Origin of the sequence: Actibacterium lipolyticum (genome assembly GCF_900184935.1) — a bacterium.
GTDB classification, from domain to species: Bacteria; Pseudomonadota; Alphaproteobacteria; order Rhodobacterales; family Rhodobacteraceae; genus Actibacterium_A; species Actibacterium_A lipolyticum.
Genome location: NZ_FXYE01000001.1, coordinates 478480 through 492070, shown reverse-complemented (window position 1 = coordinate 492070; position 13591 = coordinate 478480). Strand labels below are relative to the sequence as shown.

Genomic DNA, 13591 nt, shown 5'->3' with positions numbered 1-13591 from the left:
CCCTCAACGTTTATAGGTGGATGGTCTGAACGGCAGAGCCGCAATCGTGGCGGGAAGGCGTTTGCCGCGAACCTCGCCGTAAATCGTTGTGCCGGTTGCGGCGTGTTCGCTGGTGACATAACCCATCGACATTGGCCCTTCGATCGATGGGCCGAACGCGCCAGAGGTCACTTCGCCAATGGCTTGCGCTGCATCTTCGCTGGCAAATAACTGCGTGCCTGCCCGCATCGGCGCCCGCCCTTCTGGGCGCAGGCCGACGCGCAGGCGGCGCGTGCCATTATCAAGTTCATCCAAAATGCGTTCCGCGCCGGGAAAGCCGCCCGCGCGTTCACCACCTGTACGGCGAACCTTTTGGATGCCCCATGTCAGCGCGGCCTCAACCGGCGAAGTCGCCGTGTCGATATCGTTGCCATACAGGCAAAGCCCCGCCTCTAGCCGCAGGCTGTCGCGTGCCCCAAGACCGATGGGTTCAACCGCGTCGTGCACAAGCAACGCCCGCGCAAAACGTTCGGCGTTTGCGTTCGCGACCGAGATTTCAAAGCCGTCCTCGCCGGTATAACCGGACCGCGACACCCACAGATCGCCAAAGTCAGACGACAGCACCGCGACATCCATGAACCGCATCTCTGCCACGCCTGGGGCAAGGTCGGCCAACACGGCCTCGGCCTGCGGCCCTTGCAGCGCCAACAGCGCGCGGTCGGTGATTTCGGTAATATCGCAGGTGTCTGACAGGTGCTTTTTCAGGTGCGCGATGTCGGCGGCTTTGCAAGCTGCGTTTACGACCAAAAACAGATGCTCACCGCGATTGGCAACCATCAGATCGTCCAGAATACCGCCTTCGTCATTGGTGAAAAACGCGTACCGCTGGCGGCCCTCTTTCAGGCCCAGAACGCTGACCGGAACCAGAGTCTCCAGCGCCAAGGCGGCATCGGCCAGATCGCTGGATTTCGGGCGCAGGATGACCTGCCCCATATGGCTGACGTCGAACAGCCCCGCTGCGGCCCGGCAATGCAAATGTTCCTTCATCACGCCAAGCGGATATTGCACCGGCATGTCATAGCCCGCGAACGGCACCATCTTGGCGCCCAGTTCCACGTGTAAGTCGTAAAGCCCCGTTCGGTTCAGTTCTGCCATCCGGCCCATCCCATATTAGCCGGTCAGATCCCGGCATCGCACGAACGACCCTGAATGGCCGCAAACCCGATGCCCCCTCTGTCCATTCGCCTGAGATCGTTATCCCTTCGGCGGGCGCAAGCGCCACTCTCCAGAGTTCTTCGTTCGCAGAGGTCCGTTTGCCTGAGAGTTTACCGGGGCGGTTGCTCCTTCGGCACTGGGAAACCAGATTCTCCCGCTGCGAATGTCGCAGACACTAGATCAAGTGCCGCAATGCGGCAAGGGGTTGAATTCACCAACAGCGTTTGCACATTGTTTGTTATGAAAGATCCCTTCTTTTTCGGCTATGGCTCGCTCGTTAATCGTGCGACGCACAGCTATGCGCATGCTTTCCCGGCACAGATTTCCGGCTGGCGCAGGGCGTGGCGGCACACCACTTTGCGCCCGGTTGCGTTTTTGACAGCGGTTCCGGCGCATGGCGAACAGATCGACGGGCTAATCGCCGCCGTCCCCGGCCACGACTGGGCCGCGCTGGATGAACGTGAACATGCATATGACAGGCACCCGGTGACCGGCCCCCTGCACCATCAGGCGCCCGACGCCGGTGATGTGCAAATCTATGCCGTCGCGCCGCAACATTCAGATTCGCCAGATGCGCGGCACCCGATCTTGCTGAGTTATGTTGATGTGGTTGTTCAGGGGTATCTGCGCGAATATGGCGAAGCGGGCGTTATCCGCTTTTTCGACACCACCGATGGTTGGGACGCCCCGATCAAGGATGACCGAAGCGCGCCAATCTATCCGCGCCACCAAACCCTGCACGCGGATGAGAAGCGCTTGGTCGATGCGCAACTCGTCCGTGTATCTGCGAATGTGGTCGCCGCTTAACCCGGCTTTTTCTGAAGCAATGGCAGCACGTCGGCCATTTCTGGACCACGCTGGCGGCCAGTCACGGCTTTGCGCAACGGCATGAACAGACCCTTGCCTTTACGACCCGTCGCCTCTTTCACCGCTGCGGTCCACTGGCCCCAACTTTCGCTGGTATAGGGCGGCTCTGGCAGCATTTCGAATGCCTGCGCGATGAAATCTTTGTCTTCATCTTCCACCAGCGGCGTTGTTCCGTTTTGGAACAAATCCCACCATTCAGCCATGTCTGCCTTAACGGTGATGTTTTCCTTAACCACGCCCCAGAACGCCTCGGCCTTATCGGCAGGAACGCCCAGCGCGGCCACATCGTCAGCCACAGCCGACAGTGGCTGGGCATGCAGATGGCGGGCGGTTAGTGGGAACAGGTCATTCACATCAAACTTGGTTGGCGCAGCGCCAAAGTTCGAAATGTCGAATCCTTCGATCAGCTCGTCCATCGTCGAACACAGCTCGATCGGTTGGCTAGAACCCAAACGCGCCATCAAAGACAACAGCGCCATAGGTTCAACACCCTGCGCACGAAGATCGCGCAACGACAAAGTGCCAAGACGTTTCGACAACGCCTCGCCCTGCGGGCCAGTCAAAAGCGAATGGTGCGCAAAGGTCGGAACCGTTCCGCCCAGCGCCTGCATGATCTGAATCTGGGTCGCTGTGTTTGTTACGTGGTCCGAACCACGCACAACATTGGTGATGCCCATTTCAGTGTCATCCACAACGGATGCCAACGTGTAGAGGTACTGGCCGTCGCCACGGATCAGAACCGGGTCAGACACCGACGCTGCATCAATAGAGATGTCGCCAAGAATGCCGTCGTTCCATTCGATCCGTTCCTGATCCAACAGGAAACGCCAGTGGCCCGAACGTTCCGCCCGCAGCGCGGTTTTTTCATCTTCCGACAGGTTGAAACCAGCGCGGTCATAGACCGGCGGCTTGCCCATGTTCAGCTGCTTCTTACGCTTCAGGTCCAGTTCAGTCGGCGTTTCGAAGCATTCGTAAAACCGGCCAATTTCGCGCAGCTTGTCGGATGCTTCGTTGTACAGATCCAACCGCTTTGACTGCTGTTCGACCCGGTCCCATGTGATGCCCAACCATTCAAGGTCTTCCTTGATGGCATCAACGTATTCCTGCTTTGACCGTTCAGGGTCCGTGTCATCCAGACGCAGGATGAACTGTCCACCCGCCTTACGGGTGATCAGATAATTGAACAGCGCGGTGCGCAGGTTGCCAACATGGATATATCCGGTGGGCGATGGGGCGAAACGGGTAACGGTCATTGCGGTCTCCTGTTGGGCGCTGCTGTTTCACAGACGGGCGCAATTGTCCATATGACAAGGGCTTTTGCTGACAATCTGCCCTGCTCGCAACCTCGTGAGATGGAAAAACCGCCGATCAAGGCTACCATCCCCATGGGACTGATTACATCGCTGGGAGATTATCATGGCTAATCCATTTTCACTGACCCGCCGTCAGGCACTAATCGGCGGCGCGGCGTTGCCGTTGGCTGGCGGCCTTAGCACCGCCGCCAAAGCAAAAGCACCCATGCAAGACGGCTTGGGCTTTGCGCCCTACAACCGCTTCAAACTGGGCGGGTTCGAAGTAACCACGCTTTTGGCAGGTACACGCACCGTGCCAGACCCCCAAACCATCTTCGGCATGAACGTGACCGAGGATGAATTCGCCACCGTTTCGAAAAAGAACCACATCCCCGTGGACGCCGCGCAGTTCTTTTTCACACCGACGCTGGTCAATACTGGCAACGAACTTGTGCTGTTTGACACCGGCCTAAACCCCGCCGGCATCACCAGCGCGCTAGAGGCCGCAGGCTATTCCGCGGATCAGGTGGATACCGTCGTCATCACTCACATGCACGGCGATCACATCGGCGGGTTGTCGGGCGATGCAGGTCAGACTTTCGCAAACGCCCGATATGTCACCGGCGCGGTCGAGTTCGACGCCTGGGGCAAGATGGGCAACGATGGCTTTGACGGCAAGGTAAAGCCGCTGGCCGAAAAGATGACCTTCCTTGACGATAACGGCTCTGTCGCATCGGGCATCACCGCAATGGCGGCGTTTGGGCACACGCCGGGGCATATGGCCTATATGCTGGAAAGCGAGGGAAAGAACCTTGTGCTGGGCGCGGACTTTGCCAACCACTACGTCTGGTCGGTGGGCTACCCTGATTGGGAGGTGAAGTTCGACATGGACAAAGCCGCCGCAGCAGCCACCCGCCGCCGGATGCTGGATATGATGGCCGCCGATGGCATCCCGTTCATCGGGTATCACATGCCCTTCCCCGCGCTGGGTTATGTCGAGGCCCGCGATGACAGCTTCCGCTATATCCCGGCCAGCTATCAGATGATGCTAACCGCGTCGTAAACAAACCCACTCAGGGCGTTTCGGCGCCCTGAGCTGCCCTCTGAATATGAAGCGACTAGCGGGTGCTGGAAAGTTGTCCAGAATCCGATTTCTGCTCAAGGCTACAATTGAGCGGAAATCTAAGCGCAAGAACTTAACCGTTCCGCCTGCCTCAACACACTCGGCCCAGATTTTGCGCGACGTTCACCACTTGGCGAAGCCGCCGCCACCTGTCACTCTGCGCAAAACGGCAGACAAGGCAGTACCCTATGCACGACATCCTAACGGTTACACTGAACCCGGCGGTCGATCTTTCCACGTCGGTTGATCATGTGGAGGCCGGGCCGAAGCTGCGGTGTGATCGCCCCATGACCGACCCCGGAGGCGGCGGGATCAACGTATCGCGGGCGATTGGGATATTGGGCGGACAAAGCCGCGCCATGGTGGCCGTCGGCGGTGCAACCGGTGACATGCTGCTGGGACTTCTGGCCAATGAAGGGATTAGCACCCTGCCCTTCGACAGCCCCGGTGCGACCCGGCAAAGCCTTGCGGTGACTGATCGCGGAACGGGCCAGCAATACCGTTTTGTCATGCCCGGCCCCGACTGGGATCAGGCCCAACTGAACAGCGTGCTGAAAGCGATTGCCGATGCCGTGCCGCAGGGCGGGTATGTTGTTCTTAGCGGCAGCCAACCGCCCGGCATCCCGCCGGAATTTGCCAGCCTTGTCTGTACCGCGCTTTCGGCCACCGGTGCGCGCGTAATCGTCGATACCTCGGGCGATGCCCTTCACCATCTGGCCGAGGCGAAAACCGCACCTCCGTTTATCCTTCGCATGGACGGGGAAGAGGCCGAAGGGCTGGCCAAGCGCCCCCTTCCCACCCGCGAAGACAGCGCGGAATTCGCCGCCTCGCTGGTTGCTAAGGGGGCCGCCGAAGCCGTGATTGTGGCGCGCGGGGCCGATGGTTCGGTTCTGGCCACGAAAGATGAACGCCTGCACGCGATGGCCGCGGATGTGCCAGTGAAAAGCAAGGTCGGCGCAGGCGACAGTTTTGTCGGCGGTTTCACCTTGGCGCTGGCGCAAGGCTGCGATTATGGCACCGCCCTGCAACGCGGCGCGGCATCGGCCAGCGCGGCGGTCATGACGGACGCCACGCGCCTGTGCACGCGCGAGGACGCGGAACGGTTGGTCGCAGAATGCCCGCTGACGCGGCTTTAGCTGTTATCCCGCCAACGGTTCACAATCGGATAGCGCCGGTCCAGCCAGAACGAACGATACGTCAGGCGCGGACCCGGCGCGGACTGGAACCGCTTATATTCCGAGATATAGATCAGGTGTTCGACCCGTTTCACAACCTCGCGCTCAAACCCGGCGGCCACCACTTCGGCCACTGATTTTTCTTCGTCGATCAGCATCGTCAGGATCGCGTCCAGCACGTCATAGGGCGGCAGGCTGTCTTCGTCTTTCTGATCCTCGCGCAATTCTGCCGACGGGGGCTTGTCGATCACGCGGGGCGGAATAACCTCGCCCGCGGGGCCCATCATCCAGTCGCGGTGGTTGGCATTGCGCCAGCGGCAGGTTTCGAACACGCGGGTTTTGTACATATCCTTGATCGGATTATACCCGCCGTTCATGTCGCCATAGATCGTGGCATAACCCACCGCGACCTCTGACTTGTTGCCGGTGGTCAGCAGCATTTCCCCAAACTTGTTGGACATCGCCATCAACAACAGCCCACGCAGCCGGGACTGAATATTTTCTTCGGTCACATCTTCGGCCTTGCCCGCAAACAACGGCGCAAGCGTTTCGGTCACCGCCTGACGGGACTGCGCGATGGGCACATAGTCATAGTGACAGCCCAACGCCTTTGCCACGGCTTCGGCATCATCCAGCGAGGATTGCGAGGTATATTCGGATGGCAGCATCACGCAGCGCACGTTTTCAGCCCCGATGGCATCGGCCGCGATGGTCGCAACAATCGCACTGTCAATCCCGCCGGACAGGCCCAGCAGCACCTTTTTGAACCCGCTTTTCCCGAGGTAATCCCGCAGGGCGGTGACCATCACACGGTAATCTTGTTCCCAAGCATCGGGTTGCGCAGCCTTTTCACCGTCAACAGCGCGCCAGCCTTCGGCGGTCTGTTCAAAATCGACATGGGTGATGACCTCGTCAAAGGCGGGCATCTGTACGGCCAGATTGCCGCCCGGGTTCAACACGAACGAGGCGCCGTCAAACACCTGATCGTCCTGTCCGCCCACCATGTTCAGATACACAAGCGGCAAGCCGGTTTCGATGACCCGCGCCACCATATGCGATTGGCGCACGCCCAGCTTGTTGCGGTAATAGGGCGAGCCGTTGGGAACCACCAATATCTGCGCGCCGGTTTCCTCAAGCGTTTCGCAAACGCTTTCACCGTGCCACGCATCCTCGCAAATCGGGGTGCCAATGCGCACGGGGCCGATGCTGTACGGGCCTTGTTCGGGACCCTCAGCGAATAACCGCTCTTCGTCAAAAACCGTTTCATTCGGCAGGCGTTGCTTCAACACGCGCGCTGCGATCTTTCCGCCCTGAAGGACAAAGTACGCGTTGAACAGCTGTTCACCGTCCCAATACGGGCCACCAATGCCCAGCGCGGGACCGTCTGCACAGTCTTTTGCCAGAGCATCGACATGTGCCATCGCATCGGCAGTAAATGCTGGCTTCATTACCAAATCTTGGGCCTGATAGCCGGTAATAAACATTTCCGGCAGCACCAACATGTCAGAACCGGCGGCCTTCGCTTCGGCCCAAGCCGCGCGTGCTTTGTCGGCGTTCGCGCTTAGCGCACCAACTGTTGGATTAAGCTGTGCTAGTGTCAGGCGAAAACTGTCGGCCATCGGCGCCCCCTTTGTCCAAATGACGTCTTACCAGAGATACCGGCAAGTGAAAGCCGATTGATGGCGAAAACCGTTGTAAGCCCTCGGCGGCTCATTTAACCTCGACGCGCAACAATGGGCGGTTGCAACAAGCGTTAAGGGGGCACTTGTGCGCAAAGCAGGCACAGTTCTGACGGGCATTTTCATTGTTGCGGCCAGCATGGCGGCAGCACAGGACGCCGATAAGGTCATCACCAAGCAGTATGATGACGGCGGCATCTATGAAGGCACCTTTAAAAACGGCAAACAGGACGGGCGCGGCACCTATCGCCTGCCCAATGGCTACGAATACTCTGGCGAATGGGTTGATGGCGAAATTCGCGGCACTGGTGTTGCGCGCTTCCCCAATGGGTCAGTCTATGAAGGCAGTTTCGCCAACGGCAAACCCGAAGGATTTGGCAAAATCACCTTTGCCGATGGCGGCACCTATGAAGGCGACTGGCTTGACGGCAAAATCTCGGGCAGTGGCGTAGCGCGCTATTCCAACGGCGTTGTGTACGAGGGCGAGTTCCGCAACGCGCTGCACCATGGCACCGGCACAATGACAAGCCCCAATGGCTTTATCTATCAGGGCACGTGGGTTGATGGCGTGAAGGATGGTCAAGGCCTGATCACCTATCCCGACGGTGCGATCTATGAAGGCGACATGAAGAACGGCCAGCGCTCGGGCCAAGGCAGCCTGACAATGACAGACGGCCTGTCCTACACCGGTGCGTGGAAAGACGGCCAGATCAACGGTCTTGGCAAGCTGACCCAGCCCAATGGCGATGTGTACGAAGGCCTGTTGGTCAATGGCGAACGGCACGGCGCGGGCAAAGTGACCTATGCCAACGGCGACATCTACGAAGGCGCATTCAAGAATGACGCGCGTCAGGGCCACGGGACGTTCCGCGGCACGGACGGCTATATGTACGACGGTGACTGGAACGAAGGCCGGATCGAAGGCAACGGCACCGTGACCTACCCGGATGGGTCCGTCTATGTTGGGCAGTTCCGCGAAGATCTGGCAGATGGCATCGGCAAAATCACTTACCCCGACGGCGCAACCTACGACGGTGAATGGGTCGCCGGCATTATCGAGGGCAAAGGCGTTGCCACCTATGCCAACGGGCTGGTCTATGATGGCGAGTTCAAGAATGCCAAGAACCACGGCCAAGGCACGATGACCTACACCGATGGTTACACCTATACTGGCGCGTGGAAAGACGGGCTGCGCGAAGGTGCGGGCAAAGCGACATACGCCGACGGCACAGTTTACGAGGGCCGGTTTGTCGCCGGTCAGCGTGATGGTCAGGGCAAAATCACCATGCCTGACGGGTTCGTCTATGATGGTGAATGGCGTGCTGGCGAAATCGACGGCAAAGGCATCGCGACCTACGCAAACGGTGACGTCTATGACGGCATGTTTGGCGCGGGCAAACGTCAGGGCGAAGGCACAATGCGCTATGCCACCGGCGAAGAAGAAACCGGAGAATGGGAAAACGGCGTTCTAAGCAACGCGGCCGGAACCACAGCCGAACCCGCAGTGGAAGCGCCTGTTGAAAACTAAACCTGTCGCTGGCGCAACGCGCCCGACAGGCCGACAATCAACAATGCAAGCACCGCAAGGATACCAAAGGCGACCCTGATTGAAGTCGCCTCTGCCACGAAACCGATGACGGGGGGGCCAAGCAATATGCCCCCATATCCTAAGGTCGCGACGCTGGCGATTGCCACGCCCTGCGGCACCATTGGGTCATTCGCCGCCCGCGAAAAGGCCAGCGGCACAATCAACGCATACCCAAGCCCCATCAGCACAAAACCGATCAGCGCCGTTGCATAGGTTCCAAACCCAACCGCAATCATCACACCAACCGTCGCCGCAACACCCGCCAACCGCGCAGTTTTCAGCGGACCAAACGTTTGAACCACCCGATCCCCCGCCAAACGCATTGCGACCATCGCAACCGAAAACACCACATACCCTAACGCAGCCTTCGCTTGGGTCACGCCGGTGACGCTTTGCAAATAAACCGCGCTCCAATCCGCGATGCCGCCCTCCCCGATGGTCGAGCAAAACGCGACAAGACCGACGAAGAACAGCGCGCCCTTGGGCAAGGCAAAAACCGGTGCGCCCTTGGATACGGAGGTTTCAGAAACCCAATCGATCCCAGCCAGCCACATCGTTACAGCCGTGATCACCACCCCGCACAGCGCGAAATGCGAAAGAATTGAAACCCCATAGCTAGCCGCCAGAAAACCGGTGCCGGCCCCCACGCCGGCTCCAAGGCTGAACATGGCATGAAAAGACGACATCATCGGACGCTCCGCCCGGCGCTCCACCTCGGCCGCCCACGCGTTCATGGCAACATCGACACCGCCATGTGTGGCCCCAAACAGGAACAGCGCCACAGCCAACGCCCACACCGTCGGGGCAAGCCCGATCAAAACAAGCGCAATCAGATTGGCAAAAGCAACCCGCCGCGTAATCGACGCAGAGCCCAGCCGATCAGCCGCGCGCCCCGCGAACGGAAACGCCACAATCGCGCCCGCCGCCATTAGAAGCAGCAGCAACCCAAGGCTCCCCTCGGACAGGGCGTGTTGCAGTTTGACCGCCGGAATGCGTGATGCCCACATCCCAAACAAAGCGCCGTTAAGGGCAAACATGGCCGCAACCGCACGCCACGGCGTCTTATGAATGACCATCGAATGCTCCCCTCTTGGCCTTGGCCATAACTGCACCGTTTTCGACAGATTAGAAAAGCCTTTCACCTTGCTGCACCAAATTAACGGTTTCCTCTTCCCAAAAGCGGGATTCTCGCCTATACGCGCGCGTTCAACCGGGCATACACCCTTGGAGGATGCCCTTTTATTATGGAGAATTATCATGGCTGGAGAAATTCCAGATCTGAACGCCACGGCGCGTGCGGGGACAGGCAAGGGGGCCGCTCGTCAAGCTCGTCGTGAAGAACTTGTTCCAGGTGTTGTTTATGGCGGCGGCGAAGAGCCAATCGCGATTAACCTGAAATTCAACGAACTGCTGAAGCGCCTCAAAGCTGGCCGTTTCCTTTCGACCCTTTTCAACCTGAAGGTTGAAGGTCAGGAAGACGTGCGCGTAATCTGTCGCGGTGTGCAGCGTGATGTGGTCAAAGACCTTCCAATCCACGTTGATTTCATGCGCCTGCGCCGTACGTCGCGCATCAACCTCTTCATCCCTGTTGAGTTCGTCAACGAAGAGGCTGCGCCCGGTCTGAAAAAAGGCGGCGTTCTGACTGTTGTACGCCCAGAAGTCGAACTGAAAGTTACTGCGGGTGATATCCCTGAGACACTTACAGTTGACCTGACAGGCCTGAACGTTGGCGACACGATCAACATTTCCGACATCAAGCTGCCAGAAGGCGCGCGCCCGATGATCACCGACCGTGACTTCGTGATCGCGAACATCTCTGCTCCGTCCGGCCTGCGTTCTGCTGGCGCTGACGAAGAAGAGGCCGAAGGCGAAGAAACAGCTGAAGAGGGCACCGAGGAGTAATCCCCGACCTCTGATCGAAATTGAAAACGCGGGGCCTTGGCCTCGCGTTTTTGTTTGCGACCCTGCAATACTGTGCCTAGTTAAAGGCAAGTTAACAGCAGGAGGCGCAGGATGCGGCTTTTCGTAGGGCTGGGGAACCCCGGCGCGAAATATGCGGGCAACCGGCACAATATCGGCTTTATGGCTGTGGACCGTATTGCCGAAGATCACGGGTTTTCGCCGTGGCGCACAAAGTTTCAGGGCGTGATTGCCGAAGGCCGTCTGGGCCGCGAAAAGGTGCTTCTGCTGAAGCCTGAAACCTTTATGAACCTGTCCGGACAGTCGGTGGGCGAAGCCTTGCGCTTTTACAAACTGACCCCCGACGATGTGACAGTTTTTCACGACGAGTTGGATCTGGCCCCCGGCAAATGCCGCGTCAAAACTGGCGGCGGGCATGCCGGGCATAACGGCCTGCGCTCTATCCACGGCCATATCGGCGAAAGCTATCACCGTGTACGTCTGGGCGTCGGGCATCCCGGCCATAAGGATAAGGTCGCGTCTTATGTGCTGAACGATTTTGCCAAGGCTGACCAAAACTGGCTGGATGACCTTATTCGCGGCATCAGCGACGGCGCGCCTGCCTTGGCCGATGGCGACACCGGGCGCTTTATGAACGCAGTCGCGCTGCGCGTGGCACCGCCCCGTTCATCGAAAACCACGCCGAAAGACCCGGCCCCGAAACCGCAAGCAACACCCGAACCACCGGCGAAGGACACACGCAACCCGCTTCAACGATTGGCTGACCGCTTTAAGTAAGCGCCCCAACATAGGGACATACGATGCTTAAAAGAGATCCGAATGTGAACGTTCTAGGCGAAACCTTAGCACCCTGTTCGAACGACCCTGTCACGGGATATTTTCGCGACGGACACTGCAATACCTGCTCCGACGATCACGGCAGCCACACGGTCTGCGCCATCATGACCGCAGAGTTTCTGGCGTTTTCCAAATACGTGGGTAATGACCTGTCCACGCCCAATCCTGAATTTGGCTTTCCAGGGCTGCGCCCTGGCGATCAGTGGTGCCTATGTGCCGGACGCTTCATGCAGGCGCATGACGAAGGCTGTGCGCCGAATGTTAAGCTTTCCTCAACCCACGCAAGGGCGTTAGAGGTGGTGCCGCTTGACGTACTGAAAGAATACGCTCAGCCGATCCTTAGATAGGTTTAAACTAACCCTCTTGCTGGCTGATCACGGGACTTTCGACAAGCGCGTCGCCCATCAGGTCTTCGATAAACAGGCTTAGCAGTTGAGGGCGGCCACTTACCCCTGCCTTTCGGTAGATCGCGTTGGTTTGCGCCTTCACCGTCCCTTCCGAAGTGTTGCGAACCGCTGCGATTTCATGGGTTGAAAGGCCCTTGATTGCGAAAAGCGCCACGTCTTTTTCAGCTGGCGTCAGGGCCCAGTCATCGAAACGATCCTGCAACAGCTCTGCAAAAGCACCAGAGGCCACCCGAAGCTGTTGCTTGTACCTATCAGAGCGCTGCATCGCCCAGCGCAGGGCGATCGCGCCTAGGACGACACCCAACAACAGGCCAACGGCGGCACCAACTTCAAGAAATTCGCGGGTTTGCCAGCTGATCGGTGTCGTTCGATAACCGACCACGGTCAACGCAATGTCCGACACGAAAAATACCGCGCAGATGGCTTGAACCACAAGAATGACGATAATGACGGCCTTATCTTTCAAACGCTTTTCTTTCTGTTCAAAAGCGGATCGGCCTTAGCTTGGCAACGAGGCTGAAACATCAATCGTCATCCTCCTCGTCGTCGTCATCCTCGTCCTCTTCGTCGTCCTCATCTTCCTCGTCGTCATCATCCTCATCATCGTCGTCATCATCGTCTGACTCTCTCGAATGATCATCGGATGGATCGAATAGCCGTGGTTCGTCATCCTCCCCCTCTTGTTCCCAGTAATCGCGCAGAATCTCACCGGTACGAGGGTTGATGATAATCTCTCGCTCCCATCCTCGTTTCTTTGCCTCGATCCGAGTTCGGCCAAGAAAGGTGCGGCTGACTTCGAATTGCGTGAACCCTTGGGCACGCAGTTGTTCGATGACGCGGTTTTGAAGACCCGATGCAAACGCGGCACCAGCCCAGAAAACCATCGCAACAGCATATGTAAGGAGCGTTCTGCGTTTCATCCTTTTCACCAGTTTGGGGCGACAGTGCGCCCACCCTTCAACATCGCGAAGGGTGGGCGCGGGAACAACGTGACGTCAAGCCGCAAGGCCGCTTTGCACGGACTTCGCTTTAGTCGTCGTCTTCATCATCCTCATCGTCGTCGTCGTCATCATCATCATCATCATCGTCGTCATCATCATCATCGTCGTCATCATCATCGTCATCATCGTCGTCGTCGTCGTAATCTTCGACTTCTTCTTTCGTAACGTTGCCGTCGGCGTCATAGACACGCTCGATCTTTTGGCCGTCCACGATGATCTCTTCTTTCAGCAGATTGCCATTGGCATCGTATACCTGCTCTACTTTGCCCGTCGCGCCGGTCGCTTCGATCTTATACTGGGTGGCACTGCGTTTTACTTCGATACGCGAATAGCCCTCTTTGGCCAGTTCAGACACGATACCATCCAAGACATCATCGTTGGTGGTTTGCGAAAGCGCTGTCGTTGCAAGCAGGATAGCAGCGGCAGAGGCAGCGGCAAAATTTGTAAGTTTCATTGTCTTTCCTTTCCAAGCCCGACCAAAACCCTGTGCATGGCCGTTGGGAAATAC

At 58.3% G+C, this 13591-nt stretch carries 14 protein-coding genes and 1 riboswitch; of the genes, 7 read left to right on the top strand and 7 right to left on the bottom strand.

The window, feature by feature from the left end:
* Nucleotides 1-3 precede the first annotated feature (3 nt).
* Nucleotides 4-1134: a glycine cleavage system aminomethyltransferase GcvT gene (gene gcvT / locus COL8621_RS02425; RefSeq protein ID WP_207652071.1), complete on the bottom strand. Its 1131-nt coding sequence runs from the start codon at nucleotides 1132-1134 to the stop codon at nucleotides 4-6.
* A 140-nt stretch (nucleotides 1135-1274) separates the two neighbouring features.
* Nucleotides 1275-1361: riboswitch (glycine riboswitch) on the bottom strand.
* Between the two features lie 73 nt (nucleotides 1362-1434).
* Here gcvT and COL8621_RS02420 point away from each other — a divergent pair.
* A complete protein-coding gene (locus COL8621_RS02420) occupies nucleotides 1435-2001 on the top strand; it encodes a gamma-glutamylcyclotransferase family protein (protein WP_093966877.1) in 567 nt (188 codons plus the stop codon).
* Here COL8621_RS02420 and gltX read toward each other — a convergent pair.
* Nucleotides 1998-3314, bottom strand: coding sequence for a glutamate--tRNA ligase (gene gltX / locus COL8621_RS02415; RefSeq protein ID WP_093965732.1), 1317 nt, complete (start codon nucleotides 3312-3314; stop codon nucleotides 1998-2000). The genes COL8621_RS02420 and gltX overlap by 4 nt on opposite strands.
* A gap of 163 nt (nucleotides 3315-3477) precedes the next feature.
* On the opposite strand from gltX, the gene COL8621_RS02410 reads away from it, so the two are divergent.
* Together COL8621_RS02410 and COL8621_RS02405 are read left to right on the top strand one after the other, a co-directional pair.
* A complete protein-coding gene (locus COL8621_RS02410) occupies nucleotides 3478-4416 on the top strand; it encodes an MBL fold metallo-hydrolase (protein ID WP_093965731.1) in 939 nt (312 codons plus the stop codon).
* A 248-nt stretch (nucleotides 4417-4664) separates the two neighbouring features.
* Nucleotides 4665-5612: a 1-phosphofructokinase family hexose kinase gene (locus COL8621_RS02405; protein ID WP_093965730.1), complete on the top strand. Its 948-nt coding sequence runs from the start codon at nucleotides 4665-4667 to the stop codon at nucleotides 5610-5612.
* Here the strand turns inward: COL8621_RS02405 and COL8621_RS02400 are convergent.
* Nucleotides 5609-7270 (bottom strand): NAD+ synthase, encoded by a 1662-nt coding sequence (locus COL8621_RS02400; RefSeq protein WP_093965729.1) that lies wholly within the window; start codon nucleotides 7268-7270, stop codon nucleotides 5609-5611. The two genes, COL8621_RS02405 and COL8621_RS02400, sit on opposite strands and share 4 nt — an antisense overlap.
* A 199-nt stretch (nucleotides 7271-7469) precedes the next feature.
* Between COL8621_RS02400 and COL8621_RS02395 the strand changes: the two genes are divergently transcribed.
* The gene (locus COL8621_RS02395; protein WP_093966876.1) at nucleotides 7470-8858 is read left to right on the top strand and encodes an MORN repeat-containing protein; all 1389 of its coding nucleotides are present in this window, start codon (nucleotides 7470-7472) and stop codon (nucleotides 8856-8858) included.
* Here the strand turns inward: COL8621_RS02395 and COL8621_RS02390 are convergent.
* Nucleotides 8855-9994 (bottom strand): MFS transporter, encoded by a 1140-nt coding sequence (locus COL8621_RS02390; RefSeq protein WP_235823701.1) that lies wholly within the window; start codon nucleotides 9992-9994, stop codon nucleotides 8855-8857. The two genes, COL8621_RS02395 and COL8621_RS02390, sit on opposite strands and share 4 nt — an antisense overlap.
* Nucleotides 9995-10175: 181 nt before the next feature.
* Between COL8621_RS02390 and COL8621_RS02385 the strand changes: the two genes are divergently transcribed.
* From COL8621_RS02385 to COL8621_RS02375, 3 genes are all read left to right on the top strand, one after another.
* On the top strand, nucleotides 10176-10820 hold the full coding sequence (locus tag COL8621_RS02385; RefSeq protein ID WP_093965728.1) for a 50S ribosomal protein L25/general stress protein Ctc: 645 nt from the start codon (nucleotides 10176-10178) through the stop codon (nucleotides 10818-10820).
* A gap of 111 nt (nucleotides 10821-10931) precedes the next feature.
* The gene (gene pth / locus COL8621_RS02380; protein WP_093965727.1) at nucleotides 10932-11615 is read left to right on the top strand and encodes an aminoacyl-tRNA hydrolase; all 684 of its coding nucleotides are present in this window, start codon (nucleotides 10932-10934) and stop codon (nucleotides 11613-11615) included.
* Between the two features lie 23 nt (nucleotides 11616-11638).
* Complete coding sequence (locus COL8621_RS02375; RefSeq protein ID WP_093965726.1) at nucleotides 11639-12022, top strand: DUF2237 family protein; 384 nt, start codon at nucleotides 11639-11641, stop codon at nucleotides 12020-12022.
* A gap of 7 nt (nucleotides 12023-12029) precedes the next feature.
* On the opposite strand, the gene COL8621_RS02370 is transcribed toward COL8621_RS02375, so the two are convergent.
* The 3 genes from COL8621_RS02370 to COL8621_RS18945 form a co-directional block, all read right to left on the bottom strand.
* A complete protein-coding gene (locus COL8621_RS02370) occupies nucleotides 12030-12548 on the bottom strand; it encodes a helix-turn-helix transcriptional regulator (RefSeq protein WP_093965725.1) in 519 nt (172 codons plus the stop codon).
* Nucleotides 12549-12606: 58 nt separating this feature from the next.
* Nucleotides 12607-13002 carry a PepSY domain-containing protein gene (locus tag COL8621_RS19065; protein WP_176438416.1) on the bottom strand — a complete coding sequence of 132 codons (396 nt, stop codon included), beginning with the start codon at nucleotides 13000-13002 and terminating at the stop codon, nucleotides 12607-12609.
* A 109-nt stretch (nucleotides 13003-13111) separates the two neighbouring features.
* Entirely contained in the window at nucleotides 13112-13537 is a 426-nt protein-coding gene (locus COL8621_RS18945) for a PepSY domain-containing protein (protein ID WP_141137807.1), read from the bottom strand.
* Nucleotides 13538-13591: the final 54 nt, after the last annotated feature.

What these genes read in the sequence shown, in the direction of transcription:
- COL8621_RS02405 (WP_093965730.1), top strand. Translation starts at nt 4,665, where the DNA reads ATGCACGACATCCTAACGGTTACACTGAACCCGGCGGTCGATCTTTCC.
- COL8621_RS02420 (WP_093966877.1), top strand. Translation starts at nt 1,435, where the DNA reads ATGAAAGATCCCTTCTTTTTCGGCTATGGCTCGCTCGTTAATCGTGCG.
- gcvT (WP_207652071.1), bottom strand. Translation starts at nt 1,134, where the DNA reads ATGGCAGAACTGAACCGAACGGGGCTTTACGACTTACACGTGGAACTG.
- COL8621_RS02410 (WP_093965731.1), top strand. Translation starts at nt 3,478, where the DNA reads ATGGCTAATCCATTTTCACTGACCCGCCGTCAGGCACTAATCGGCGGC.
- COL8621_RS02385 (WP_093965728.1), top strand. Translation starts at nt 10,176, where the DNA reads ATGGCTGGAGAAATTCCAGATCTGAACGCCACGGCGCGTGCGGGGACA.
- gltX (WP_093965732.1), bottom strand. Translation starts at nt 3,314, where the DNA reads ATGACCGTTACCCGTTTCGCCCCATCGCCCACCGGATATATCCATGTT.
- COL8621_RS02390 (WP_235823701.1), bottom strand. Translation starts at nt 9,994, where the DNA reads ATGGTCATTCATAAGACGCCGTGGCGTGCGGTTGCGGCCATGTTTGCC.
- COL8621_RS02375 (WP_093965726.1), top strand. Translation starts at nt 11,639, where the DNA reads ATGCTTAAAAGAGATCCGAATGTGAACGTTCTAGGCGAAACCTTAGCA.
- pth (WP_093965727.1), top strand. Translation starts at nt 10,932, where the DNA reads ATGCGGCTTTTCGTAGGGCTGGGGAACCCCGGCGCGAAATATGCGGGC.
- COL8621_RS02400 (WP_093965729.1), bottom strand. Translation starts at nt 7,270, where the DNA reads ATGGCCGACAGTTTTCGCCTGACACTAGCACAGCTTAATCCAACAGTT.
- COL8621_RS18945 (WP_141137807.1), bottom strand. Translation starts at nt 13,537, where the DNA reads ATGAAACTTACAAATTTTGCCGCTGCCTCTGCCGCTGCTATCCTGCTT.
- COL8621_RS02395 (WP_093966876.1), top strand. Translation starts at nt 7,470, where the DNA reads ATGGCGGCAGCACAGGACGCCGATAAGGTCATCACCAAGCAGTATGAT.
- COL8621_RS19065 (WP_176438416.1), bottom strand. Translation starts at nt 13,002, where the DNA reads ATGAAACGCAGAACGCTCCTTACATATGCTGTTGCGATGGTTTTCTGG.